Origin of the sequence: Rhodococcus sp. IEGM1339 (genome assembly GCF_050321925.1) — a bacterium.
Lineage (GTDB): Bacteria > Actinomycetota > Actinomycetes > Mycobacteriales > Mycobacteriaceae > Rhodococcus > Rhodococcus pyridinivorans.
Genome location: NZ_JBNQFT010000015.1, coordinates 52,155 through 76,975 on the forward strand (window position 1 = coordinate 52,155; position 24,821 = coordinate 76,975).

Below are 24,821 nucleotides of genomic sequence, written 5' to 3' on the forward strand. Positions count from 1 at the left end.
TAGGAGGGCTCGGTGTCGTCCGCTAAAGTGGAACGGTAACGGTTACCAATAACGTTTGGGTCGGTCGCTCGGTCGTTCCGGACCCCGTTCGTCGAAGACCGCCGATCCTCAGGAGAAGAACTGTGCGACTGTCCTCCCGCACGGCCCTCGCAGCCGCCGCCGTAGCCTGCGCGACCGCCCTCGCCGCGTGCGGCACCGATACCTCCGGCGCCGACGACGACGAGATCAGCGTCGTCGCCTCCACGAACGTGTGGGGGTCGATCGCGCAGGCGGTGGCCGGAGACCGCATCGAGGTCCGCTCGCTCATCACCGAACCGAACGCCGACCCGCACTCCTACGAGGCCAGCCCCCTCGACGCCGCGGCGATCTCCGACGCCTCGCTCGTCGTCTACAACGGCGGTGGCTACGACCAATTCGTCGACGACATCCTCGGCGCCACCGGGGACAAGCCTGCAGTCGTGGAGGCCTTCGCCCTGTTCGAATCCGGCGCGTACTCGGATCTGCACGCCGGACACGATCACGGCGACGAGGACGGCATCGACGACGCCATCGAGAGCGACTCGGAGACAACCGTTTCCGAGGACCACTCGCACGAGAGCGGTGAGGTGTCCGACGCCGGCGACGGGCACTCGCACGAGGGTCACGACCACGGCGGCATCAACGAGCACGTCTGGTACGACCTCGCGACCGCCGACGCCGTCGCGCACGCCGTCGCCGAGCAGCTCGCCGAACTCGACCCCGACGGCGCCGCCGTCTACGAGGCCAACGCCGCGGGCTTCCACGAGAACCTGCACTACGTCGCGGATGTTGTCGACAAGCTCGCCGACACACACGGCGACGCACCCGTCGCCCAGACCGAGACGATCGGCCACTACCTCGTCTCGGCCGCGACGCTCGACGACATCACTCCCCCGGACTTCACCAATGCCATCGAGAACGGCACCGATCCGTCCCCGGCGGCGATCGCGGCGACACGGCAGTTGTTGGTCGACAAGCAGGTTCGCGTCCTGATCTACAACCCGCAGACCGAGGACCGGATCAGCCGCGAGATGCGCACGGCAGCAGAGTCGTCGGGCGTCCCCGTGGTCGAGGTTTTCGAAACCCTGCCCGAAGGTGTCGACTACATTCAGTGGCAGGCCCGGACCGCCGAGACCCTCGCCGCCGCGCTCGAGACCGCCTCCTGACCATCCGATCGAGAACACGGACTCCGGTGACACCTCCTCCATCCGACCGCACGCCCACAGTCGAACTCCGCGATGCCCGGCTGGCATTCGGCGATCGGGTCCTCTGGGACGGACTCGACCTCGTCGTCGAACCCGGCGAGTTCCTGGCGGTGCTCGGACCGAACGGTGCCGGCAAGACATCGCTGCTCAAGGTGCTGCTCGGCCAGCTCCCGCTCACCTCCGGAACCGCGACCATCGCCGGGCAGGCCGTCCGGACCGGGAACTCGCACGTCGGATACGTGCCGCAGCAGAAGTCTCTCGACGAGGGCGTCCCGCTGCGGGGACGCGATCTCGTGGGCCTCGGCATGGACGGACATCGCTGGGGCACCGGCCTGCGCACGCGCCGGGGGCGCCGCGTCGCGGTCGACGACGCGATCGCTCAGGTCGGCGCAGAGACCTATGCCGGAGCCCCGATCGGCACGCTCTCCGGTGGTGAGCAGCAGCGGCTGCGTATCGCGCAGGCGCTCGTGGGAGATCCGCGCGTACTCCTGTGCGACGAGCCGCTGCTCAGTCTCGATCTCGCCAACCAGCACCTGGTGTCGGCGCTCATCGACCGCCGCCGCCGCGACCACGACACCTCCGTCCTGTTCGTCACCCACGAGATCAATCCGATCCTGCCGCTGGTGGATCGCGTGCTGTACCTCGTCGACGGCCAGTTCCGCATCGGCACCCCCGCCGAGGTGATGACCTCGCAGGTGCTTTCCGAGCTCTACCGCACCGACGTCGAAGTGCTCGAGATGCGCGGCCGCCTGGTGGTCGTCGGCACCGGCGACGCCATCGACGCGCTCGGCAGCGCCGGCGGACTGCGCCCCGGGGAAGGCGTCCACCACGATCACGAGGATCACGAATGAGCAGCAAGTTCACCGACGCCCTCGGGCGGATGTTCGACGTGGAGACCACCGTCGAACTCCTGCAGTACGACTTCGTGCAGCAGGCGCTCGTCGCCGGTGCGATCCTCGGTCTGCTCGCCGGCGTGATCGGCCCGCTGATCATCAGCCGTCAGATGGCGTTCTCCGTCCACGGCACCTCCGAACTGTCGCTCACCGGTGCCGCGGCGGCGCTCATCATCGGGGTCTCCGTCGGGATCGGTGCGGTCGCGGGTGCCGTGATCGCCGCGATCCTCTTCGGGGTCCTGGGGACACGTGCCCGCGAACGCGACTCCGTCATCGGCGTGGTGATGGCCTTCGGACTCGGTCTCGCCGTCCTGCTGCTGTGGGCCTACGACGGACGCACCGGCGCCGCCTTCTCGCTGCTCACCGGTCAGATCGTGGCGCCCGGCGGTACCGGCATCGCCCTGCTCGCCGCGTGCGCTGCCGTCGTGATCCTCACGCTGCTGGTGATCTACCGTCCGCTATTGTTCGCCAGCACCGACCCGGAGGTCGCGGCTGCACGCGGCGTCCCGGTGCGCGCATTGTCGATCGTGTTCGCGGTGCTCGTCGGTGTCACCGCCGCACTCGGTGTGCAGATTGTCGGCGCGCTGCTGGTGATGGCACTGCTCATCACCCCGGCCGCCGCGGCGGCCCGGGTGGTCAGCGGGCCGCTCGCCGCCACGGTGCTGTCTGTGGTCTTCGCGGAGATCTCGGCGGTCGGCGGCATCCTGCTCGCGCTGGCGCCGGGCGTGCCGGTCTCGGCGTTCATCACGACGATCGCGTTCGTCATCTACATGATCTGCCGCGTGATCGGCACCGCCCGCAACCGACGTGGTTCCGGGCGGGTCGCCGCAACTGCCTGATTCACGGCCCGTCGGGACGTGATCTTGACGCGCTCCTCGACGTCCGCCCAGTTTCCCGAGGTTGCTCCAGTAACGGGACGTCACAGACATCGGGGGTGGAGAGTGCAGCACGTCACGCGTCGTTCCTTCGCATCGACAACCCCGACAAGCGGTTCCTGTGGCACCGGTCGAACCCCGAGGTGTTCGGTCGTCACCTCGCCTTCGAGCCCTACACCGGTCTGGTCGAGGCGTGCGTCGGCGAGAACATGACGGCCCTGTGCGCCGCCGGTGTCGGCGGCGGGTCGCTCGTCTACCAGGGCATGACGCTGCAACCCGACGAAGCGGTGTTCAACGCCCACTTCCCGAACGAACTCGACTGGGCGCGCATGGACCGCGTCCACTACCCGCGCGTCGCGCAGATGCTGCACCTGGCCGTGGCGCCCGACGAACTCGTCGACAGCCCCAACTACGCGACCTCGCGCATCTTCGCCAACCGTGCGCGGAAGGCCGGCTTCCCGATCGACAAGATCCCGATGCCGATCGACTGGGACTACGCGCTCGCCGAACTCCGCGACGAGATGGCCCCGGCTACACCGACGGTTCGGGTGCGATGGGTGTCAACAACGGCGGCAAGCACTCCGTCGACGTCACCTACATCGCGGAGGCCGAGGCGACCGGTCTGGTCACCGTCGCGACGCAACACGAGGTCACCGACATCCAGGCCTCCATTCCCGGCTTCTACGGGATCGACATGCGCAGCACCGTACTGGTGGGCTACGGCGTCAGTGAGGGTCGCGGGCACTTCGTCTACGACGCCGCTCGCGACGACGCCGGCCTGCGCTGGCCGCACGAAGGGGACGCGGTGCTGCAGACGGGTCACATCGACCCCACCGTGCGCCGCATCGCCGGCGAACGCGCCCTCGACGACATCGTCGTGCGCGACGTCGGAACGGTCTTCTGAGCGGGCATAGACTCGGGTCGTGACCCGCATCGACCTCAACAGCGACCTCGGCGAGAGCTACGGCCGGTGGCGTCTCGGCGACGACGAGACCATGCTCGACATCGTCACCAGCGCCAACGTGGCGTGCGGATTTCACGCCGGCGACCCGGCGACACTGCTGCATACGTGCCACGGCGCCGCGAAGCGCGCGGTAAGGATCGGTGCCCAGGTCGGCTACAACGACATCGGCGGTTTCGGCCGCCGCTTCATCGAGGTGCCGTCGGCGGATCTCACCGCCGAGATCATCTACCAGATCGGCGCGCTCGACGGTCTCGCCCGGGCGGCCGGTTCGTCGGCGAGCTACGTCAAACCCCACGGCGCGCTGTACAACGCGATCGTCCATCACCGCGAACAGGCCCGTGCGGTCGTGGATGCGGTACGCGCCTACGACGCCTCGCTGCCCGTCCTCGGACTGCCCGGCTCCGTCTTCCTCGAGGAGGCCGAACGGGCCGGACTGAAGGTGGTCGCCGAGGCGTTCGCCGACCGCGCCTACACCCCCGAGGGCACGCTCGTCTTCCGACGCGAACCCGGTGCGGTACTGCACGATCCGGAGGAGGTCGCCGAGCGGGTCCTGCGCATGGTCACCGAGGGGGTGGTCACCGCCGTCGACGGCAGCGACATACGCGTGAACGCGCAGTCGGTGTGCATCCACGGCGACTCCCCCGACGCCACGGCGATGGCCGTCGCCGTGCGCCGCCGCCTCGACGCCGAGAAGATCGACATCCGGGCGTTCGTGTGAACGCCCGACACCGCGAGGTCCACCGATGAAAATCCTTCGTGCCGGAGACAGCGCCCTGCTCGCCGAATTCGATTCCCTCGACGAGGTTCTCGCCCACTTCCGGGCACTCGACCGCGAGCGGCCGCGTGGCGTCGTCGATCTCGTGCCGGCGGCGCGGACACTGCTGGTGTGCTTCGATCCGTCGGAGACCGGCGCGCAGGTCGTGCACAAGTGGGTCACCACCACCCCACCGGTGTCCGGGGACGACGTCGACATCGAGGAGGTGACGCTCGAAGTCCGGTACGACGGCGTCGATCTCGAAGAGGTCGGCGAGTTGACCGGCCTCGGCGCGGACGGCGTGATCGCCGCCCACACCGGCAGCCTCTGGACGGTCGCCTTCGGCGGGTTCGCGCCCGGCTTCGCGTATCTCACCGGCGGGGATTCTCGATTGCACGTGCCGCGTCGCAGTTCACCGCGCACCTCCGTCCCGTCCGGCGCCGTGGGACTGGCGGGTGAGTTCTCGGGCGTCTACCCGCGGAAGTCGCCCGGAGGATGGCAACTCATCGGAACCTCCGATGCCCCGCTGTGGCAACCGGACCGGACTCCTGCGGCGCTGCTGCGACCGGGATGTGCGGTGCGCTTCGTCGCGATCTGAACCGTCCCCGGATCCACTGCGCCGCTGCGCTCAGATACCGAGCACGGCCTTCGCGACGAGGAAATAGATCACCAGGCCGGTCGCGTCGACGAAGGTCGTGATGAACGGATTGGAGAAGACCGCGGGGTCGGCGCGGATCGATTTGGCCACCAACGGCATCGCACCACCGACGGTGGCGGCGAGGGTGCAGATGCTCACCAGCGTCAGCCCGATCACCGCGCCCACCGACGAGTCGTAGACCAGGGACGTCAGGACGAACGCGACCGAGCCCAGCAGGACACCGAGGGACAGACCCACCCGGAGTTCGCGGGCGATCACCCCGCCGATGTCGCGTGGCGTCACGTCGTCGAGCGCCAATGCGCGGGTGACCGTGGTGGCGGCCTGGTTTCCGGTGTTGCCCCCGGTGCCGATGATCAGCGGCACGAACAGCGCCAGGGTGACCACCTGATCGAGGGTCGACTCGAACACCTCGAGGACCTGGACCGTGAGGGTCGCGCCGAGTGCCAGGAAGAGCAACCACACCACCCGCGAGCGCACCAACTGCCCGACGGGTGTCGCGAGATAGGGCCGGCGCAGCGGCTCGGTACCGCCGATGCGCGCCTGGTCCTCGCTGTCGGCGGCTTCGAGGATCCGCAGGGCGTCGTCGACGGTCAGGATGCCCACCAACCTGGTCTCGCTGTCGACGACGATCAACGCCAGCAGTTTGAGTTCGGCGCAGCGGCGCGCGGACTCCTCGGCGTCGTCGGTCACGCGCGCCCAGTAGGGCTCGTTCATGATGTCGGCGAGCACCGTTCCCGGCGCCGCAGTCATCAGCTCGCGCAGACCGACCACCCCGACGAGCACACGACCGTCGTCCACCACCGGCAGCGTGTACACCGTCTCCGCGTCGTCGAGCCGACGACGCACGGCGTCCATCGCCTGCTCGACGGTCATGTCCTGCCGCAGCGACACGAAGGCCGGGCTCATCCGCCGGCCGATCGACCGCTGCGGATAGCCGAGGATCGTGGCGGTCACCTCGCGGTCGGCGGGCGGCAGGCCGCGCATGAGGGTCGACGCGACCGTCGCGGGCAGTTCGTCGAGCAGTTCCACCCGGTCGTCGGGTTCGAGGTCGGCGAAGATTGCGGCCACCTGATCGTCGCGCAACCCGCGGAGCAGTTCGCTCTGCATGCTCGGGTCGAGCTGTTCGAAGACGTCGATCGCCCGGTCCTTGGGCAGCAACCGGTAGAGCACTGCGCGATCCGTCCGACCGAGCCGTTCGAGCACGTCGACGACCTGTTCGACGCTCAGTTCCGCGACAGCGTCGTGCGCGGCCTGAAGGTCGTCGGCCTCGACGGCCTTCTCGATCAGTCGCGTCGTCGCCGCCCGGACGTCTGCTTCATCCATGATCGTCACCTCCTTCCTCATGATCTTCAACCTAACGCGATCGTTCGGCCGGAGTGCGGACGTGCGATCGAAGCCGGTGAGTGAGAATGAACATCGTGGCGTGGTTCGAGGTGCTCTCCGGCGGAATGCTCACGACGGTCCAGGATCGCGGACGTCCCGGTTACGGTTCCTCGGGCCTCACCCGGTCCGGTGCCGCCGACCGGCGCGCACACGACGCCGCGAACCGGCTCGTGGGGAACCAGCCGGACGCGGCGACACTCGAGGTGACCGGCGGCGGTCTCGCCGTCCGCAGCGTCGGCGAGACGATCGTGGCCGTGACCGGTGCCCGCGCCGACGTGACCGTGTGCGACCGGCCGGTCGGCGACTGGGCGCGCATCACCCTCCGCAACGACGACGTGCTGCGGATCGGCGTCTCGAACGAAGGCCTGCGGATTTACCTCGCGGTACGCGGCGGCATCGACGTGCGGGAGGTGCTCGGCAGTAGATCCACCGACATCCTGTCGCACACCGGACCGTCACCCGTTCGCGCCGGCGACAGTCTGCTGGTCGGGGCGATGTCGGGTCACCTGCCCGACGAGGAGCAGTTCCCACCACCACCGCCGATGGACGACCCCGTGGAGATCCGGGTACGGCCCGGCCCGCGCGACGACTGGTTCACGCCCGGATCACTGCGGGCGCTGTTCCACGAGACGTGGACGGTGACACCGGAACTCGACCGGGTGGGTATCAGGTTCCACGGTCCCGGCCGACTGCACCGGGCACGGCACGAGGAGATGCCCAGCGAGGGCATGGTTCCCGGCTCGCTGCAGATACCGCCGGACGGGCATCCGGTGCTGTTCCTCGTCGACCATCCCGTCACGGGCGGCTATCCGGTGGCCGCGGTGGCGGTCGCCGCCGATCTGCCGGTCGCGGCGCAACTGCGTCCCGGACAGCGGGTGCGGTTCGTGCCGGTACGGTGATCGCTGCTGGGTGACCGTCAGGCGCGTGACGGCACGGAGGTGTCGTCCTCGTCGGTCGGGTCGGTAGCCGTCACCCGACGTACGAAGGTGATCGCCTCGTCGAGTGCGTGTGTCGCGGGCGGAGAGATGCCGGGCAGGCTGAGATAGCCGTGCACGGTGTCGGGATAATCGGTCTCCGCGACGTCGCCGCCCTTGGCCCGCAATGCTTCGGCGTATCGAACGGCGTTGTCGCGCAACGGGTCGTGCCCGGCGATCTGGACGAGGGCCGGTACGGCGGCACCGGCGAGCGTGCCGCGCAGGGGAGCCGCGGTCGGCGCATACGGATCGGCTCCGGCCAGATACAGGCGCACGAACGCCCGCATACCGCGGGAGGTGAGCACGGGAGCGTTCGCGAACTGCCGCTCCGACGGGAACTCCTCCTCCATCTCCGTCGCCGGATAGATCAGCACCTGACCGGCCGGCAGCGGACCACCCGAGCGGCCGGCCACGTCGGCGACGACCGCGGCGAGGTTGCCTCCGGCACTGTCACCGGCGACCACGACGCGGGACGGATCACCGTCGAGTTCCGCAGCGTGTGCGACGACCCACCGGAACGCCGCCCAGCAGTCCAGCACTGCTGCGGGATAGGGATGTTCGGGGGCGAGCCGGTAGTCCACCGACACCACGACGCTCGGGGTCCGCGCGGCGGTGTGGCTCGCCCACCACTCGTTCTGCTCCGGATTGCCGAGCACCCACCCGCCGCCGTGGAACAACAGCACGACCGGCAGCGGACCGCTCGTTCGCGCCGAGGGCCGATAGATCCGCAGACGGGTCCGGACCGGGGAGTCCTCGGGGGCGAGATCGTCGATCACCTCGTGCTCGAGATCGACCCATCGGTCCTCGATCCGCACGCCGGGATGCGTCCGGCCCGAGATCAGCCGTCCGACCGGGGACGACAGGAGCTTCGTGCGCGCAGCACGACGTGCCGGGATCTCGTCGACGGACGCGTCGGCAATGGACTTGTCGGCGAAGCGTTCGAGGAAGGCGAACACCTTCGTACGGAACGGCAGGGATGCGACCACGAGGACAGACTAGGTCCTCGCGACCGCAGCTCGGGCAGACTCGATCAGACCCGACGCTGCCGCGCGATGTCCGCGAGCACCACGCCCGCCGCGACGGAGGCGTTGAGCGACTCGACGTCTCCGGCCATCGGGATGGAGAGAACGGCGTCGCAGGTCTCCCGCACCAGGCGCGAGAGTCCCTTGCCCTCCGACCCCACGACCACGACGACGGGATCGGTGCCGTCGAAATCGTCGAGGTTGGTGTCGCCACCGGCATCGAGACCGACGACGCGGACACCGCGGGACTGCCAGTCCTTGAGCGTGCGCGTGAGGTTGGTGGCACGCGCGACGGGCAGTCGCGCTGCGGCACCGGCGCTCGTGCGCCATGCCACGGCCGTCACCGACGCCGAACGGCGCTGCGGGATGACCACACCGTGGCCGCCGAAGGCCGCGACCGAACGGATCACCGCGCCGAGATTGCGCGGATCGGAGATGTTGTCGAGGGCCACGAGCAGCGGACGCTCGTGGTTCTCCGCGGCGCGGGCCAGCAGGTCGTCGGGGTGCGCGTAGCGGTACGGCGGCACCTGCAGGCCGATGCCCTGGTGCATCCCGTTCGACGACAGACGGTCGAGTTCGGAACGCGAGACCTCGAGGATCGAGATGCCCATCTCGGCCGAGCGCTGCACGGCTTCCTTGAGCCGCTCGTCGGCCTCGGCGCCGAGGGCGACGTACAGAGCGGTCGCGGGCACACCGGCACGTAGGCACTCGACGACCGGATTGCGGCCGAGCACCATCTCGGGCCCGTCCTCGGCCTTGCGACCGGCCGCGGGACGACGACCGCCACCGCGCGGGTCGGCGGCCTTGGCCGCGGCCCGGGCACGCCGTGCGGCGGGGTGGTAGGGCCGGTCCTCGGCCTTGGGGGTGGCGCCACGCGCTTCGAGCCCGCGTCGCCGCTGCCCGCCGGACCCGACGACCTGCCCCTTCTTCGTGCCGCCCTTACGAATAGCGCCGCGACGCTGGGAATTGCCTGCCATCACTGTCCTGCTTTCAGAGACCACTCGGGTCCGTTGGGCGTATCGGTCACTTCGACCCCCGCGGCTGTGAGGCGGTCCCGCACCTCGTCGGCCACCGCCCAGTTCTTCTCGGCCCGGGCGGTCGTGCGGCGTTCGAGATCCGCGCCGACCAGCACGTCGAGTGCCGCGAGTGCGGCCGACCCTGAATCGTCGGTGGAGCACCAGTGCTCGTCGAGCGGGTCGACACCGAGGATGCCGAGCATGCTCCGGACCTGCGAGGCGATCTGCACGGCCGTGTCGAGATCGCCGTTGTCGAGCGCCTTGTTGCCCTTGCTGCGCTTGCGGTGTATTTCCGCGAGCGCCTTGGGCACACCGAGATCGTCGTCGAGAGCCTCGGCGAAGGCCTCGGTCCACTCGCCCACGGGCACCTCGCCCGCGCGGTCGCGGGTCTTGAGCACGAACGACTCGAGTCCCCGGTACGCTGCGGCCGCTTCGGCGAGCGCGTCGTCGGAGTATTCGAGCATCGAACGGTAGTGGGCGCTGCCCAGGTAGTAGCGCAGTTCCTGTGGCCGGACGCGGGCGAGCACGTTGGGGATCGACAGCACGTTACCGAGCGACTTCGACATCTTCTCGCCGCCCATCGTCACCCAGCCGTTGTGCAACCAGTAGCGGGCGAAGCCGTCGCCGGCGGCGCGGGACTGCGCCATCTCGTTCTCGTGGTGCGGGAAGACGAGGTCCATGCCTCCGCAGTGGATGTCGAAGGTGCCGCCGAGATAGAAGCCGGCCATCGCGGAGCACTCGAGATGCCAGCCGGGGCGACCACGACCCCACGGGGTGGGCCAGGACGGCTCACCGGGCTTCTCGGCCTTCCACAGCGTGAAGTCGCGGGGGTCGCGCTTGCCGAGTCCGGCGCTCTCACCCTGGTGGACGTCCTCGATGCGGTGTCCGGAGAGGGCACCGTATTCGGGGTAGCTCAGCACGTCGAAGTAGACGTCGCCGTCGGCCGCGTAGGCGTGCCCGGCGTCGATGAGGCGCTGGATGAGTTCGACCATCTGCGTGATGTGGCCGGTCGCGCGAGGTTCCACCGAGGGAGGAAGCACACCGAGCGCATCGTAGGCGCGGTTGAAGGCCCGCTCGTAGGTCGCGGCCCACTCCCACCACGGCCGACCTGCCTCTGCCGCCTTGCGGAGGATCTTATCCTCGATGTCTGTGACATTTCTCACAAACAAGACATCGAGACTCTTGGTAGCGAGCCACCGGCGGAGCACGTCGAACGCAACGCCGCTGCGTACGTGCCCGATATGGGGTTCGCCTTGGACGGTGGCCCCACACAGGTACACCGAGGCCTGGCCGGGGACCAGCGGTTCGAAATCCCGCACGGCCCGCGATTCGGTGTCGTATAAGCGCAAGGTCACGACCGTCTATCCTACCGCTCGTCCTGCTGGGCCAGGACCAGTGCGGTCGCAACCGCCGCCACACCTTCTCCCCGGCCGGTGAGCCCGAGTCCGTCCGTGGTGGTCGCCGACACGGAGACCGGACCGCCGAGCGCCTCGGACAGCACCGCCTGTGCCTCCTCGCGCCGCGGCCCGATCTTCGGGCGGTTCCCGATCACCTGGACGGCGGCATTGCCCACCACCCAGCCGGCGTCGTCGAGCAGGCGACGTACCTCGCCGAGCATCGCGACACCGGAGGCGCCGGCCATCTCCGGTCGGCCCGTGCCGAAGACCGATCCGAGGTCGCCGAGACCGGCGGCCGAGAGCACCGCATCGCACAGCGCGTGCGCAGCGACGTCCCCGTCGGAGTGACCCGCGCACCCGTCGGCGTCCTCGAACAGCAGACCGGCCATCCAGCACGGCCGTCCGGCCTCCACGGGATGCACGTCCGTTCCGATGCCGACACGCACGATGCTCACATCTCCTTCTCGGTGCGGACGCCGGACGCGAGCACGGTCCGTGCCAGCACCAGGTCCAGTGGGGTGGTGATCTTGAAAGCGAGAGGGTCTCCCACGACGGTGGTGATCCGCTCCCCCAACCGCTCGACGAGTCCCGCGTCGTCGGTCGCGTCGGCGGCGTCGCGGTTGGCCCGCTCGAGCAATTCGACGTCGAATCCCTGCGGCGTCTGCACCGCGCGGAGGGTCGACCGGTCGGGAGTCCCGGTGACGACTCCGTCCTTGTCGACACTCTTGATGGTGTCGACGACGGGCAGGACGGGGATCACCGCTTCGCTGCCGGCCCGCAACGCGTCGACGACCCGGACGAACAGCTCGGCCGGGGTGAGCGCACGCGCGGCGTCGTGGACGAGCACGAACCGCGCGCCCGATGCCGCCGCAAGACCGGCGCGCACCGAGTCGGCGCGTTCGGCGCCACCCGCGACGACGGTGACCCGGTCGGCGAACGACTCGCCGACGAGCCGGTCCGCGGGCGTCGCAGCCAGTTCGGGCGGCGCGACGATCACCACTCGATCGATGACCGCTGAAGCAAGCATCGCCTCGACCGAGCGGTCGAGCATCGTGCGGCCGTCCAGTTCCACGAACGCCTTGGGCAGTGGTTCTCCCAGGCGAACACCGCGGCCGGCCGCCGGAAGGATTCCGACGACCGGCCCGTTGCGATCGCTCATGTGCAGTTTGCCGATGTCTCGCGCGTCAGGAAGCGGCGGCGAGAACCTCGTCGAGCATGGTCTCCGCCTTGACGTCGTCGGTGCCCTCGGCGAGCGCGAGCTCACCGACGAGGATCTGACGTGCCTTGGCGAGCATCCGCTTCTCACCTGCGGACAGGCCGCGGTCCTGCTCCCGGCGCCACAGGTCGCGCACAACTTCTGCGACCTTGTTGACATCGCCGGAGGCCAGCTTCTCGAGGTTGGCCTTGTACCGCCGTGACCAGTTGGTGGGTTCTTCCGTGTGGGGTGCGCGCAGCACCTGGAAAACCTTGTCGAGGCCTTCCTGCCCGACGACGTCGCGCACTCCGACGTACTCCGCGTTCTCTGCAGGTACCCGGACCGTCAGGTCGCCCTGCGCGACTTTCAGAACCAGATATTCCTTCTGCTCACCCTTGATGGTGCGTGTTTCGATTGCTTCGATCAGCGCCGCACCGTGGTGGGGGTATACGACGGTGTCTCCGACCTTGAAAATCATGTGTCCCGTGCCCCTTTCGATTCTCCCAGTTTAACACGTGACCACATCACCCTCCCGTCAACGATGCAGGTCAGGGGCACCGAGCACTGAGCGTAGGGCTTGACAGGCAGTTGCTTCCGTGTATCGGGTGACCTCCGACACACCCGCCCGTGGGCGCCTGTCGATCTCGTCTTCCGCGCGCGAATCCGCACGAGATCCGGCCCCGACGTACACAGCGCGCACGGGAACTACTACTCTGCCTAGTGGATTGCGAGCCTTACTCGAGTGGAGGAACCCGTGACTGCTCTCAAAGCGCCGACTCGCCGAGTCGTGACCGCTCTCGCCCTTGCCGCGGGAGGGGCGCTCACGATGTCCGCGTGCAGCGCCGGTCAGATCACCCAGACCTCGACCCAGGTCGCGGCCATCAACGGTTCCAACGTGGACGCCGGCAGCCTCGCGCTGCGCAACGTGCACGTGATCTACCCCAACTCCGAGGAGTACAGCATCGAGCCCGGCGGCACCGCCCAGCTCGGCTTCACGATCGTCAACCTCGACCCGTACGTGGGCGACAACCTCACCGGTATCTCCACCGATTTCGCGGCTTCGGTCACGGGCACTCCCATCGAGGTCCCTCCGCAGTCCTCCGTGGTCGCCGGCGTCTCCGAGGCGAACGCCGCCCTCGTCGAGGAGGTCGACGAGTCGCCGCGTCCGAACAGCACCGAGGAGACCCCCTCCCCGGCCCCGGCAGGCGTCGTCAACAACGTCGAGCTCGTGAACCTCTCCGAGGGTGTCCGCCCGGGCCTGACCATCCCCGTGACCTTCACGTTCGCCGAGGCCGGCGACGTAACCCTGTCCGTGCCGATCGACGCCGGCCCGGAGCTCCCCCGCGACGAGTCGGAGCTCTCGCCGATCGTGGGCGAAGCACACTAGGACTTCCTGCTGGAGGGCCCGGTCGAGCACAGCTCGGCCGGGCCCTCCTCGCATCCGCTCCGGTGTCGGTGCGACCGACTATCCTCCGGCCGTGGCAAAGACCAAGACCCTCTACCGCTGTTCCGACTGCTCGCACACCGTCGCGAAGTGGGTCGGGCGCTGTCCCGAATGCGGAACGTGGGGGTCGATGGACGAAGCACCCGTCCAACCGGTCGCGGTCGCCTCGCGGTCGGGTACCTCGCTCGCCCGCGCCGGTGCCGCCGCCGTGCTGCCGAGCACCCCGGCCACCCCGCTGTCGCAGATCGACGGCAAGGCCACCCACGCGAAGCCCACGGGCATCCCCGAGCTCGACCGCGTCCTCGGCGGCGGTGTCGTACCCGGTTCGGTCGTCCTGCTCGCCGGCGAACCCGGTGTCGGCAAGTCCACGCTGCTCCTCGAGGTGGTGCACCGCTGGGCGTTGCGCGGCGAAGCCGATCGCGCGCTCTACGTCACCGGCGAGGAGTCGGCCGGTCAGGTGCGCCTGCGCGCCGACCGCACCGGCGCCGTGCACGACCGGGTCTATCTTGCCGCCGAGAACGACCTCGCGACGATCTTCGGGCACGTGGAGCAGGTCAAGCCCACGCTGCTGGTCGTCGACTCCGTCCAGACGATGCTCGCCGCCGACGTCGACGGCGTGACCGGCGGTGTCACGCAGGTCCGCGCAGTCACCAGCGCCCTGACCTCCCTCGCGAAGTCCAGCGGCATCCCGGTGCTGCTCATCGGCCACGTCACCAAGGACGGCGCGGTCGCCGGTCCGCGTTCCCTCGAGCACCTCGTCGACGTGGTGCTGCACTTCGAAGGCGACAAGCACTCGACGCTGCGCATGGTGCGCGGGGTGAAGAACCGGTTCGGAGCCGCCGACGAGGTGGGCTGCTTCGAACTTGCCGAGGACGGGATCGTCGGCGTCAGCGACCCGTCGGGATTGTTCCTGCAGCACCGCGACGAGGCCGTGCCCGGCACTGCCGTCACGGTCACGATGGACGGCAAACGCCCGCTCCTCGGTGAGGTCCAGGCGCTCGTGGTGCCCACGCACAATCCTTCACCGCGACGCGCCGTGAGCGGTCTCGACTCGGCGCGGGTGGCGATGGTGCTCGCGGTGCTCGAGCGTCGCTGCGGGCTCGGCCGGCTCGGTAACTGCGACGTCTACGCCTCCACCGTCGGCGGTATGCGGATCACCGATCCGTCCGCCGACCTCGCGCTCGCACTCGCCGTCGCCTCAGCCGTACGCGACCAGCCCGTCCCGGCCGGCACCGTGCTGCTCGGCGAGGTCGGTCTCGCCGGGGAGGTCCGTCGTGTCGTCGGTGCGGGTCGCCGACTCGCGGAGGCGAACCGGCTCGGCTTCGACCGCGGGGTGGTTCCGCGCGATGTCGAGGGTGTCCCGAAGGGCATGAAGAAGTTCGAGGTGTCCAACGTGGCGCAGGCACTGTCGACCCTCACACGCTGACCTGCGGACATGTCGGCAGCGCCGATCTGCCGAGGTGTCGGCGGCCGGTGCGAACATGTGTTCGTGTCCGATGCGACGGTGCTGCATGCCGATCTCGACGCGTTCTACGCGTCGGTGGAGCAGCGCGACGATCCGTGGCTGCGCGCCAAACCGATCGTCGTGGGCGGGGGCGTCGTACTCGCGGCGAGCTATGAGGCCAAGGCTCACGGCATCGTCACCGCGATGTCGGGCCGAGCCGCCCGCGCCCTGTGCCCGGGACTGATCTCGGTGCCTCCCCGCATGGAGGCCTATGCGCAGGCCTCGCGCGACGTCTTCGCGATCTTCGATCGCACCACACCGATCGTGGAGGGGATCTCCATCGACGAGGCGTTCCTCGACGTCTCCGGTCTCGGGCGCATCGCCGGCAGACCCGTCGACATCGCCGCACGCCTGCGCCGCACGGTCGCCGAGGAGGTGGGGCTGCCGATCACCGTCGGTGTCGCGCGCACCAAGTTCCTCGCCAAGGTCGCGAGCGGGGTGGCCAAGCCCGACGGACTGCTCCTCGTCCCTCCGCACGCCGAACTCGAGTTCCTCCATCCGTTGCCGGTGGAGCGGTTGTGGGGCGTCGGCAAGGTGACGGCGGCGAAGTTGCACGCGCACGGTCTGCGGACCGTGGCCGATGTCGCCGCCCACTCCGAGTCCGATCTCGTCTCGCTGCTCGGACGCACGGCGGGACGCCACCTGCACGCGCTCGCGATCGGTCACGATCCGCGTCCGGTCCGGCATCGGCGGCGCAGTTCGATGGGCGCGCAGCACGCGCTCGGCCGCGGACCCCACAGCCTCGAGTCGGTCGGCGAGACGCTGCAACTGCTCGTCGACCGCGTGGGCCGGCGGATGCGCCGGGCCGGACGCCTCGGCCGCACGGTGGTCCTGCGGATGCGCTTCGCCGACTACACCCGCGCGACACGCTCTCACACGCTGCCCGGGGCCACCGCACGCACCGATCTGCTGTCGGCGGCGGCGCACGACCTGCTCGAGCAGACCCGACCGCTCATCGCCGAGCGCGGTCTCACGCTCATCGGGATCGCGGTGACGAATCTCGTCGGTGAAGGCGTCGAGCAACTCGAGCTGCCGTTCGACGAGCCGGTCGAGGCCGCCGGGGACAGTACTGCAGACACGCGAACGCAGCACCGCGCCGTCGACCGGCATGCCCTCGATGCCGTCCTGGACGATCTGCACTCCCGCTACGGCGCGGGCGCGGTCACTTCCGCGGCGTTGCTCGGACGCGACCACCGGCCGGGTGTTCCGCTGCTCCCCGACGGACCGGAGACCTGAACGCGAAAACCCGGAGGGCGGAAATGTCAGACGGCGGAGATGTCGTGTTCACTCTGCGGGATGCCGTCGGCGTAGTCGCGGCCCTTCGCGAAGTGCTCGTGCCCGACGACGACGAACAACCCGACCGACGACGCCACCACGACGTCCGGATCGGCCGGCGGACCGGCGACGATGCGCGCCTCCGCACTGGTGTAGACCTTGCGCCGCACCAAGCCGTCGACGCGGGCGCGGAACTCGAGCACCGAGCCCAGGGGGATGGGACGGGCGAAGTCCGTCTCGAAGTGCCCGGTGACGACGGCGGTCCGCAGGGCGGCGTTGCACGCCATTCCCTGGACCTCGTCGAAGGCCGTCATGAGGATGCCGCCGTGGATGAATCCCGGTCCGCCCTGGTAGCGCGTGGCGACGTCGAGACGGCCGAGCACCTCGAGGCCCTCGCCGATCGTGAACTCCATCGCGAGGCCGGAGGGCTGGTCGTCACCACACCCGAAGCACTTGTTCCAATGCTGCGGTACCGGCGCACCCGGGCCGGGATGATCTTCCGGCAGATCGGGAACGACGAGGTCGTCGGGCAAAGTCCAGGTGCTGCGCATAAGCAAGTAATGTAGTTGCGCGGTCGGGGCGCCGATCCACGAGTCCGCGCATTGTGACGACGACCGCAGACCGCACAGGGGAAGGAAGTCCAGATGACCGAGTCGGCGCCGGCATCGACGCTGAGCGACACCATCGCTCGTCTGGCGCCCGGCACCGCGCTACGCGACGGTCTCGAACGCATCCTCCGCGGCCGCACGGGCGGCCTGATCGTCCTCGGTTTCGACGACAAGGTCGCCGAGCTGTGCGACGGCGGTTTCGAACTCGACGTCGAGTTCGCCCCCACCCGACTTCGGGAGCTGTCGAAGATGGACGGCGCCGTGGTCGTGTCCACCGACGGTTCGCGCATCGTGCGTGCCAACGTGCAACTCGTGCCCGATCCGAGCATCCCCACCGTGGAGTCCGGCACCCGGCACCGCGCCGCGGAACGCACCGCAATCCAGACCGGATATCCGGTGGTTTCGGTCAGCCAGTCGATGAGCATCGTCAGCGTGTACGTCGACGGTCGCCGCCACGTCATCAACGACTCCGCGACCATCCTGTCCCGGGCCAACCAGGCCGTCGCGACACTCGAGCGCTACAAGGCCCGCCTCGACGAGGTGACCCGGCAGTTGTCCGTGGTCGAGATCGAGGACATCGTCACGCTGCGCGACGCGCTCACCGTGGCGCAGCGGCTCGAGATGATGCACCGCCTGTCCGTGGAGATCGAGCAGGACGTGCTCGAACTCGGGACCGACGGTCGCCAGCTGGCCCTCCAGCTCGAAGAACTCGTCGGCGACAACCAGCTCGCCCGGCAGCTCATCGTGCGGGACTATCTTGCGGGCGAGCACGTCCCCACCCAGCAGGAGGTCGAGCAGGCGCTCGAGCGTCTCGCACACCTGACCGACGTCGACCTGCTCGACCTGACGAGCCTCGCCCGCGCCTTCGGCTATTCGGGCACCATCGAGGCCCTCGACACTTCGATGAGTCCCCGCGGTTATCGCGTGCTCCATCGGGTGCCGCGCCTGCAGGCCCGGCAGATCAACCGGCTCGTAGGTGCGTTCGGCACACTGCAGGGCCTGCTCGCGGCCACCGCTGCCGATCTGCAGGCGGTCGACGGGGTCGGCGCCCTGTGGGCCAGGTACATCCGCGAGGGACTGTCGCGGCTCGCCGAAGCCGCGATCAACCACTACGACTGAACAACTACCGGACGAGCAGCAGGTCAGGGCGTGATGTTGAACGGCTCGGGCGCGCTGCGCAGGCCGCCGAGCTGCCCGACCACGGTGTACGCGCCGGGACCGACCGGTTCGCGCGGCGCCTGGCAGCCGGGCTCGGAGGTCGTCGCCGACCACTTGACGGAATAGGCGGCCTGGTCGCCCGGAGCGAGCGACCGGATGTCGGCGGTCGATTCGGGGAAGCAGTCGGTGTTCGCCCAGAGTCGCTCGTTGCCGTCGAGGCTGTAGACGAGCACCTGCTGAAGGCCCGCACCGAGGTCGCGTTCGCACTGCGACGTGCCGATGTTGGTGATGACGATCGTGAAATCGGGTTCGGAACCGACCCTGTAGTTCGGCTCGTCCGCCGTCACCCGCACGGCGAGCGACTGATCGGAGCACTGCCCCGGCGGAACCGGAGCAGCGGAGGTGGTGGCGGACGTGGACGTGTTGTCCTCGTCGTCCGCGTCCTCCGAGGCCGAATCCCCTGCACTACGCGTCCCGGACGAACCCGAGGATCCACCGCTCCGGGTGGTGCTCGCGGACGCCGCGTCGGCGGACGCATCGGCCGCCGTCGTGGTGGCGGAGGTCGTCACCTCCGCTGCTGCGGGTTCGGGATTCTGATCGGGGTCGTCGCCGCCGGTCAGCGCCACTACGAGCCAGATGACCAGAGCCAGCACGACCACCGAGACTCCGATCGCGAGAATGCGTCGTCGCCAGTAGATCTCGGGGGGCAGAGGACCGGTCGGTTCAAGCACGCCCCCCACGGTATGTGCCACAGGCTGCGCACGGCTACACCGCCGTCGGCGTGTCGCTGTGACCTGCAGTCACATCGTTGTGACCGCAGGTGCACCCGTCTTCAGTTGTCGGAGACCTCGCCGATGTCTCCGAAGTGGCCCCGCAGACTCACCTTGCCGTCCTCGAGCTTGTAGGTGACGCCCACGATGGCGCAGCGGCCGTCGGCGATGCGGTCGGCGATGATCCGCGAACGATCCGTGAGCAGCTTGCCCGTCTCGACGACGTGGCGCCCCTCGAGTTCGTCGACGGTGGACAGACCCTCGGCCCTGCCCATCAGGATCGAGGGAGCGACACGCTCGACGAGGCTGCGGATGTGGCCGCCCGGCACCGTGCCCTTGTCGAGGGCATCGATGGTCGCCGCCACGGCACCACAGCTGTCGTGACCGAGGATGACGATGAGCGGAACGTTGAGAATGTCGACTGCGTACTCGATGGAACCGAGGACGGAACTGTCGATGACGTGACCCGCGGTACGGACCACGAACATGTCGCCGAGCCCCTGGTCGAAGATGATCTCTGCGGCGACGCGGGAGTCTCCGCAGCCGAACAGCACGGCGGTGGGGTGCTGGCCGTTGACGAGTTCGGCGCGACGATCGATTCCCTGGCTCGGGTGCAGCGGCGTGTCGCTGACGAAACGATGATTACCCTCGGTCAGGGCTTTCCAGGCGGAGATGGGATTGGAGTTCGGCATGCGTACATTATTCACCTGCGCACATGTCCGATTTCGTTCGACATCTCCTCAGCGGATCCCCACACCCGACCCCGTGACCGGAGGAGACCCGAGATGTCCGTGGACGCACCGTCGTTGCTGCGCTGGTATGCCGCGCAGGCGCGCGACCTGCCGTGGCGCCGCGACGGGGTGACGGGCTGGCAGATCCTCATGTCCGAGGTCATGCTGCAGCAGACGCCGGTCGCCCGGGTCGCTCCGATCTGGGAGGAGTGGGTGCGGCGCTGGCCCGTGCCGTCCGCGATGGCCGCCTCGAGCCAGGCCGAGGTGCTGCGGGCGTGGGGCAAGCTCGGCTATCCGCGCCGCGCGCTGCGCCTGCACGAGTGCGCCGGCGTACTCGCCGCCGAGCACGACGACCGGGTTCCCGAGGACGTCGACGTCCTGCTGACCCTGCCCGGTGTCGGCGCCTACACCGCCCGCGCCGTGGCGTGCTTCGCATACGGACAGCGTGTGCCGGTGGTGGACACGAACGTGCGTCGTGTCGTCGCCCGCGCCGTCCACGGTCGGGCGGAGCCAGGAAACCCTTCGACCACAAGGGATCTCGCCGACGTCGAGGCTATCCTTCCGCGTCAGCGTGCACGTGCGGCGACCTTCTCCGCGGCGCTGATGGAACTCGGTGCGACCGTGTGCACCGCTCGCACGCCCGACTGCGGACGCTGCCCGCTGCCCGAGTGCGCATGGGTACAGGCCGGGCGGCCCGCCCACGACGGACCACCCCGGAAGGTGCAGAAGTTCGCCGGCACCGACCGGCAGGTGCGCGGCCGGTTGATGGCGGTGCTGCGCGAGAGCAGCGTCCCGGTGGAGCGTCCCGTCCTCGACAGCGTGTGGACCACGGATCCGGGCCAGCGCGACCGCGCCCTGCACTCACTGCTCGTGGACGGTCTCGTCGAGCAGACCGACGACGGCCGTTTCGCGCTCGCCGGCGAGGGATCGACCTCCTAGATCCGGCTTACCGACAGTGCTACTCGAGTCGGCTCGCCGACAGTGCTACTCGAGTCGGCTCGCCGACAGTGCTACTCGAGTCGGCTCGCCGACAGTGCTACTCGAGTCGGCTCGCCGACAGTGCGTGCGCGGTGAGGAAGTGTTCCACTGCGGTGCGGAACTCGTCGGGCCGGTCGTCGTGCACGAGATGCCCGGCGCCGTCGACGAGGACGTGGTCGGTGCCGGGTCGCGTCACCATCCGCCGCATCTGCCCCTCGGGGGTGATGGTGAACTCGCCTTCGAGCAGCAGCGCGGGCACGCGGATCGAGTTCCACTCGTCCCAGAAGTGCCGCGACCCCCACTCTTCCGAGATGTCGCGGAAGGTCTCGACCTCGCCGTGCAGATACCAGCCGTCATCGCGGCGGACGAACGAGTCGAGGAAGTAGCGACCCGCGACGGGCCCGAAGAAGTCGAACACCGCATCCCCGGTGGGAAACGGTTGCGGCCACTGCGCGATCATCGCCGCCCAGTTCGCGGCCGTGCGTCCCCGGAAGTCGGGCGCCATGTCCTCGAGCACCAGCGCGGTGACCCGCTCGGGATGGGTCGCAGCGAAGCACCACGCGTGCAGGGCACCCATCGAATGCCCGATCACGACGAGCGGTTCGGTGATCCGGGTGAGATGGGTTTCGAGATCGGCGACGAACGCCTCGGTGGTGAGTTCGTCGGGAGCGGGACGACCGTGACCGGCGGCGTCGAAGGTGTACACGTGTCCGTGTTCGCGCAGCCACGGCACGTGACGACGCCACGTGCGGGCGCTGCCCATGAGACCGTGCAACAGCAGGATGGGTCGTCCGGTTCCGCCCTCGTCGTGCAACACAATCGACCAAGTTAGCGGAGTAGGCTCTCGCGCATGGCAGTCGTGAAGATCAACGCAATCGAAGTTCCCGAAGGCGCCGGCCCCGAGCTGGAGAAGCGATTCGCCAATCGGGCGCACACCGTCGACAACTCCCCCGGCTTCCTGGGCTTCCAGCTGCTCCGCCCCACCGCGGGCGAGAACCGGTACTTCGTGGTGACTCAGTGGGAGTCCGAGGAGGACTTCGCCGCGTGGCGCGACGGCGACGCACGTGCTGCCCACGCGGGTGAGGCGAAGAAGCCCGTCGCGACCGGCGCATCGCTGCTCGAGTTCGAGGTCGTCCTCGACGTCAAGAAGTCCTGAGATGTCCGCGTCCGGCGGGTCCGGGCGTGAGTTCACCTATGCGGAGGTGGGAGCGAGCCTGCGTGCCTTCCGGGACGAGGCACCGCTCCCCTCCGGTTATCGACATCTGAGGGTCGAGAGCGAACTGGGCCGCGGCGACACCGTGTTCGAGGTCGCCGCTGCCCAGTTGTTCTCGTGGGACATGCACCGCGGCGCGGGCATACGGATCCCGCCCGGCACGCCCCTCGCAGTACCCGGCGTCGAAGTGGATCTCGGCTTCGGTCTCGGACCGGTGCGCGCGTCGGCGCGGTGCCGCGTGATCGAGATCGTCGACACCCCGGACATACGCGGGTTCACCTACGGCACACTCCCCGGTCATCCCGCCAGCGGCGAGGAGACCTTCGTCGTCGAGCGCACCGTGGACGGACGGGTGCGGGGAACGGTGCTCGCGTTCTCCCGCCCCGCCCGCTGGTACACGAAGCTGGCCGGTCCCGTCGGGCACCTGCTCCAGCAGCAGATCGCGCGACGTTATCTCGCGGCACTCACAGCTTGACCGTCACATCGTCGACGGCCCTGCGCAGGAACTGGCGGAAGACGTCCACAGGCTGCGCACCCGACACCGCGACGGCGCGGTTGGCCACGAAGAACGGCACCCCCTGCACGCCGATCCGTCGCGCGTCGAAGAGATCGGCGGTCACGGCGTCGGCCGCCGCTTCACCGGCGGGATCGTCGCCGTCGAGCGCCGCGCGCGTCGACTCCGGATCGAGCCCGACCTCGGCGGCGACCTTCACGAGGACATCCACATCGTCGATCACCTCGCTGTCGACGAAATGCGCACGGAACAACGCTTCGAGCACCTCGTCGCGCTTGTCGCCCGCCAGATGCACGAGTCGGTGCGCATCGAAGGTGTTGGCGGCGACGACGTTGTCGAAGTCGATCTCGAGTCCAACGTCGGCAGCGGTGTCCGAGACCTGCGCGAACATCTGCCTGACCTGCTCGGCCGGCATCCCCTTCATCGCGACGAGCGCCTCCACCTCGGGGACCCGTCGCCCGACCGGCGTGTCGGGCGAGAGCTGGTACGACCTCCAGGTGACCTCGATCCGGTCGCGGTCGTCGAAGGACTCGAGGGCCTCCGCGAAGCGCCGCTTGCCGATGTAGCACCAGGGGCATGCGATGTCGGACCAGATCTCGATGTGAGCGGTGGGGAGAAGTACGTCAGGCATGCTCATATTCGATTACAACCCGGCCCTGACGTGCTCTGTTCCGGCCGATCGGTCCACGAACCCGTCAGCTCTCGAGCGCGGCGTCCAGGGAGATCTCGACGCCGGTGAGTGCCTTGCTCACAGGGCATCCAGCCTTCGCGTCCTCCGCGGCCTTGACGAAGCCGTCGGCGTCGAGGCCGTCGACCTCGCCCCGCACCTTCAACCGGATTCCGGTGAGTCGAAATCCGCCCGCCGGATCGGGCCCCAGCGAGACGTCGGCGGTGACCTCGAGGCTCTGCGGCGTGCCGCCCGCCTCCGCGATCAGCGCGGACAACTGCATCGCGAAGCACGACGAGTGTGCGGCGGCGATGAGCTCCTCGGGGCTGGTGGTGCCGTCCGCGTTCTCCGCCGAGCGTTTCGGGAACGACACGTCGAACGTGCCACGGCCCGAGCTGGTGAGCTCCACCTGACCGGAGCCCTTCTGCAGATCCCCGTTCCATGCGGTCCGTGCGGTACGAGTGGGCATGATCTCTCCTTCTCTGGGTGCGACAGCACTGCATGCGACAGTGCTTCACGAAGACAGTGCTTCACGAACCACACTTGCAGAGTCGTCGTGGTGGCGAGGGCCGTTCGCGCCAGAGCGTTCCTGATGTCCGGATCAGGCCGATCGCGCCCTGAGTTCGCGGTCGCGCTCACGGATCGACTGCACGGCTCCGTCCCGTTCGTAAGGCCGCACCTCGAGCCGCCGCTTCACCTCTGCGATCTCCCGCATACGCTCGGCGTGACCCCGCCGGGCGGCGCGTCCGGCGCCTCCGGGCACCAGGACATTCAGGCGGTCGCGTAGGAGGTTGCGCGCGAACCACACCGGGTACAGCCCCGCCATCGGGCTCAGTCGCGGAACACCCACAACGTCGGCGTATCCGGAACCCAGCGACAGGCGGGCCAGGTCGGCGTGGAAGTGATAGCGCGCCCAGCTCCTGATGCGGTTCTGCGCACCCGGGCCGTCGACCCCGTAGATGCAGGGAACGGCCTTCAGCGTGGCCTCGGTGAGAGCGGCGGACGAGTCGTCGGGGTCGACCGCCGACCAGACCGCCAGCCAGATCAGACGCAGAGGGTAGCTGGCCGGGAAAGCGATGGCGGTGGTGAACGCCATGAGGGTGCTCATCGGCATCCGCACGATCGCCCGCGCGGCGAGATCGAGCTTGTCGTAGTCGACCCGGAACGGCACGCCGTCGAGGGTGGCGATGAACGCTGCTATCTCGGGCGCGGAATCGTCCACGGTCTCGATGCCGTGTTCGAGTGCCTGTTCGAACTGCGTGCGGATGCGGAGCCGGTCGCGGCGTATCGCGGCGACCAGATCGTCGGCCACGGGATCGCAGGTGTGCGCGAACTCGGCGAACGCCCGGGACTGGGCCCTGGTGGGCCGCACCGAGTCGCCGACGAGCAACGACATCGCCAGACGCGGGCCGCCTTCTCGAGGATCGGCTTCGGTGCGAGTCGATCGGTTCGGTCGTGCAGGTGGGCAGTCGACGATGCATCGATCGTCACGTTTCCTCCTCGTCCGGATTCGGGGACCGACCATGACGAGGATTCCATAATTAGTACACACTTGATTCCGGAATTGGTCGATTCCGGAAGTCTGGTCCTGTTGTGCCACACTCG

27 protein-coding genes and 1 pseudogene are annotated in these 24,821 nt (G+C 69.0%); 14 read left to right on the forward strand and 14 right to left on the reverse strand.

Annotation, left to right across the window (positions count from 1 at the left end; translation table 11 throughout):
* Positions 1–122 precede the first annotated feature (122 nt).
* The 6 genes and pseudogenes from ACQR3U_RS14790 to ACQR3U_RS14815 all read left to right on the forward strand — a co-directional run bounded on the left by ACQR3U_RS14790 (position 123) and on the right by ACQR3U_RS14815 (position 5,307).
* On the forward strand, positions 123–1,184 hold the full coding sequence (locus ACQR3U_RS14790; RefSeq protein ID WP_230810771.1) for a metal ABC transporter solute-binding protein, Zn/Mn family: 1,062 nt from the start codon (positions 123–125) through the stop codon (positions 1,182–1,184).
* Between the two features lie 26 nt (positions 1,185–1,210).
* Positions 1,211–2,074 (forward strand): metal ABC transporter ATP-binding protein, encoded by an 864-nt coding sequence (locus ACQR3U_RS14795; RefSeq protein ID WP_230810770.1) that lies wholly within the window; start codon positions 1,211–1,213, stop codon positions 2,072–2,074.
* Entirely contained in the window at positions 2,071–2,955 is an 885-nt protein-coding gene (locus tag ACQR3U_RS14800; RefSeq protein WP_006550474.1) for a metal ABC transporter permease, read from the forward strand. The genes ACQR3U_RS14795 and ACQR3U_RS14800 overlap by 4 nt, the downstream gene beginning before the upstream one ends.
* A gap of 119 nt (positions 2,956–3,074) precedes the next feature.
* Positions 3,075–3,844, forward strand: a pseudogene (locus tag ACQR3U_RS14805) (hypothetical protein); the annotation flags it as partial.
* A 70-nt stretch (positions 3,845–3,914) separates the two neighbouring features.
* Positions 3,915–4,673, forward strand: coding sequence for a LamB/YcsF family protein (locus ACQR3U_RS14810; RefSeq protein WP_230810769.1), 759 nt, complete (start codon positions 3,915–3,917; stop codon positions 4,671–4,673).
* Positions 4,674–4,698: 25 nt separating this feature from the next.
* Positions 4,699–5,307 (forward strand): 5-oxoprolinase subunit B family protein, encoded by a 609-nt coding sequence (locus ACQR3U_RS14815; RefSeq protein ID WP_006550478.1) that lies wholly within the window; start codon positions 4,699–4,701, stop codon positions 5,305–5,307.
* 30 nt (positions 5,308–5,337) lie between these two features.
* Here ACQR3U_RS14815 and mgtE read toward each other — a convergent pair whose 3' ends face one another.
* Positions 5,338–6,690 (reverse strand): magnesium transporter, encoded by a 1,353-nt coding sequence (gene mgtE, locus ACQR3U_RS14820; protein WP_024102862.1) that lies wholly within the window; start codon positions 6,688–6,690, stop codon positions 5,338–5,340.
* An 86-nt stretch (positions 6,691–6,776) separates the two neighbouring features.
* Here mgtE and ACQR3U_RS14825 point away from each other — a divergent pair, with 86 nt between their 5' ends.
* Entirely contained in the window at positions 6,777–7,649 is an 873-nt protein-coding gene (locus ACQR3U_RS14825; protein ID WP_039583836.1) for a biotin-dependent carboxyltransferase family protein, read from the forward strand.
* A gap of 17 nt (positions 7,650–7,666) precedes the next feature.
* On the opposite strand, the gene ACQR3U_RS14830 is transcribed toward ACQR3U_RS14825, so the two are convergent.
* From ACQR3U_RS14830 to carD, 6 genes are read right to left on the reverse strand one after another with little or no spacing between them, the layout of a single operon-like run.
* Positions 7,667–8,710: an alpha/beta hydrolase gene (locus tag ACQR3U_RS14830; protein ID WP_006550481.1), complete on the reverse strand. Its 1,044-nt coding sequence runs from the start codon at positions 8,708–8,710 to the stop codon at positions 7,667–7,669.
* A gap of 44 nt (positions 8,711–8,754) precedes the next feature.
* Complete coding sequence (rlmB, locus tag ACQR3U_RS14835; RefSeq protein WP_006550482.1) at positions 8,755–9,723, reverse strand: 23S rRNA (guanosine(2251)-2'-O)-methyltransferase RlmB; 969 nt, start codon at positions 9,721–9,723, stop codon at positions 8,755–8,757.
* On the reverse strand, positions 9,723–11,117 hold the full coding sequence (gene cysS, locus ACQR3U_RS14840; protein ID WP_006550483.1) for a cysteine--tRNA ligase: 1,395 nt from the start codon (positions 11,115–11,117) through the stop codon (positions 9,723–9,725). The genes rlmB and cysS overlap by 1 nt, the downstream gene beginning before the upstream one ends.
* 11 nt (positions 11,118–11,128) lie before the next feature.
* Complete coding sequence (gene ispF / locus ACQR3U_RS14845; RefSeq protein ID WP_024102859.1) at positions 11,129–11,605, reverse strand: 2-C-methyl-D-erythritol 2,4-cyclodiphosphate synthase; 477 nt, start codon at positions 11,603–11,605, stop codon at positions 11,129–11,131.
* A gap of 5 nt (positions 11,606–11,610) precedes the next feature.
* Positions 11,611–12,318, reverse strand: a complete 708-nt coding sequence (ispD, locus tag ACQR3U_RS14850) for a 2-C-methyl-D-erythritol 4-phosphate cytidylyltransferase (protein WP_033096925.1) — start codon at positions 12,316–12,318, stop codon at positions 11,611–11,613.
* Between the two features lie 25 nt (positions 12,319–12,343).
* On the reverse strand, positions 12,344–12,832 hold the full coding sequence (gene carD, locus ACQR3U_RS14855) for an RNA polymerase-binding transcription factor CarD (protein WP_006550486.1): 489 nt from the start codon (positions 12,830–12,832) through the stop codon (positions 12,344–12,346).
* Positions 12,833–13,108: 276 nt separating this feature from the next.
* Here carD and ACQR3U_RS14860 point away from each other — a divergent pair, with 276 nt between their 5' ends.
* The 3 genes from ACQR3U_RS14860 to dinB all read left to right on the forward strand — a co-directional run bounded on the left by ACQR3U_RS14860 (position 13,109) and on the right by dinB (position 16,538).
* Positions 13,109–13,741, forward strand: coding sequence for a hypothetical protein (locus ACQR3U_RS14860; protein WP_230810768.1), 633 nt, complete (start codon positions 13,109–13,111; stop codon positions 13,739–13,741).
* A gap of 91 nt (positions 13,742–13,832) precedes the next feature.
* The gene (gene radA / locus ACQR3U_RS14865; RefSeq protein ID WP_006550487.1) at positions 13,833–15,224 is read left to right on the forward strand and encodes a DNA repair protein RadA; all 1,392 of its coding nucleotides are present in this window, start codon (positions 13,833–13,835) and stop codon (positions 15,222–15,224) included.
* Between the two features lie 57 nt (positions 15,225–15,281).
* Positions 15,282–16,538 carry a DNA polymerase IV gene (dinB, locus tag ACQR3U_RS14870; RefSeq protein WP_019290182.1) on the forward strand — a complete coding sequence of 419 codons (1,257 nt, stop codon included), beginning with the start codon at positions 15,282–15,284 and terminating at the stop codon, positions 16,536–16,538.
* Between the two features lie 26 nt (positions 16,539–16,564).
* Here the strand turns inward: dinB and ACQR3U_RS14875 are convergent, their stop codons facing one another.
* Positions 16,565–17,128: a PaaI family thioesterase gene (locus ACQR3U_RS14875; protein WP_006550489.1), complete on the reverse strand. Its 564-nt coding sequence runs from the start codon at positions 17,126–17,128 to the stop codon at positions 16,565–16,567.
* 93 nt (positions 17,129–17,221) lie between these two features.
* Here ACQR3U_RS14875 and disA point away from each other — a divergent pair, with 93 nt between their 5' ends.
* The gene (gene disA / locus ACQR3U_RS14880; RefSeq protein ID WP_006550490.1) at positions 17,222–18,304 is read left to right on the forward strand and encodes a DNA integrity scanning diadenylate cyclase DisA; all 1,083 of its coding nucleotides are present in this window, start codon (positions 17,222–17,224) and stop codon (positions 18,302–18,304) included.
* Positions 18,305–18,327: 23 nt separating this feature from the next.
* On the opposite strand, the gene ACQR3U_RS14885 is transcribed toward disA, so the two are convergent.
* Together ACQR3U_RS14885 and ACQR3U_RS14890 are read right to left on the reverse strand one after the other, a co-directional pair.
* Entirely contained in the window at positions 18,328–19,074 is a 747-nt protein-coding gene (locus ACQR3U_RS14885; protein ID WP_006550491.1) for a hypothetical protein, read from the reverse strand.
* A gap of 101 nt (positions 19,075–19,175) precedes the next feature.
* Positions 19,176–19,805: a carbonic anhydrase gene (locus tag ACQR3U_RS14890; RefSeq protein WP_019290184.1), complete on the reverse strand. Its 630-nt coding sequence runs from the start codon at positions 19,803–19,805 to the stop codon at positions 19,176–19,178.
* Positions 19,806–19,898: 93 nt separating this feature from the next.
* Here ACQR3U_RS14890 and ACQR3U_RS14895 point away from each other — a divergent pair, with 93 nt between their 5' ends.
* Positions 19,899–20,783 (forward strand): A/G-specific adenine glycosylase, encoded by an 885-nt coding sequence (locus tag ACQR3U_RS14895; RefSeq protein WP_193903024.1) that lies wholly within the window; start codon positions 19,899–19,901, stop codon positions 20,781–20,783.
* Positions 20,784–20,880: 97 nt separating this feature from the next.
* On the opposite strand, the gene ACQR3U_RS14900 is transcribed toward ACQR3U_RS14895, so the two are convergent.
* Positions 20,881–21,639, reverse strand: coding sequence for an alpha/beta fold hydrolase (locus tag ACQR3U_RS14900; RefSeq protein WP_112319928.1), 759 nt, complete (start codon positions 21,637–21,639; stop codon positions 20,881–20,883).
* 33 nt (positions 21,640–21,672) lie between these two features.
* Between ACQR3U_RS14900 and ACQR3U_RS14905 the strand changes: the two genes are divergently transcribed.
* Positions 21,673–21,978 carry an antibiotic biosynthesis monooxygenase family protein gene (locus ACQR3U_RS14905; RefSeq protein ID WP_006550495.1) on the forward strand — a complete coding sequence of 102 codons (306 nt, stop codon included), beginning with the start codon at positions 21,673–21,675 and terminating at the stop codon, positions 21,976–21,978.
* Position 21,979: 1 nt separating this feature from the next.
* A complete protein-coding gene (locus ACQR3U_RS14910) occupies positions 21,980–22,510 on the forward strand; it encodes a DUF1990 family protein (RefSeq protein ID WP_006550496.1) in 531 nt (176 codons plus the stop codon).
* On the opposite strand, the gene ACQR3U_RS14915 is transcribed toward ACQR3U_RS14910, so the two are convergent.
* The 3 genes from ACQR3U_RS14915 to ACQR3U_RS14925 all read right to left on the reverse strand — a co-directional run bounded on the left by ACQR3U_RS14915 (position 22,500) and on the right by ACQR3U_RS14925 (position 24,612).
* Positions 22,500–23,186, reverse strand: a complete 687-nt coding sequence (locus ACQR3U_RS14915) for a DsbA family oxidoreductase (protein WP_230810767.1) — start codon at positions 23,184–23,186, stop codon at positions 22,500–22,502. The two genes, ACQR3U_RS14910 and ACQR3U_RS14915, sit on opposite strands and share 11 nt — an antisense overlap.
* A gap of 58 nt (positions 23,187–23,244) precedes the next feature.
* The gene (locus ACQR3U_RS14920) at positions 23,245–23,685 is read right to left on the reverse strand and encodes an OsmC family protein (RefSeq protein WP_006550498.1); all 441 of its coding nucleotides are present in this window, start codon (positions 23,683–23,685) and stop codon (positions 23,245–23,247) included.
* Between the two features lie 132 nt (positions 23,686–23,817).
* A complete protein-coding gene (locus tag ACQR3U_RS14925; RefSeq protein ID WP_230810766.1) occupies positions 23,818–24,612 on the reverse strand; it encodes a hypothetical protein in 795 nt (264 codons plus the stop codon).
* Positions 24,613–24,821 lie beyond the last annotated feature (209 nt).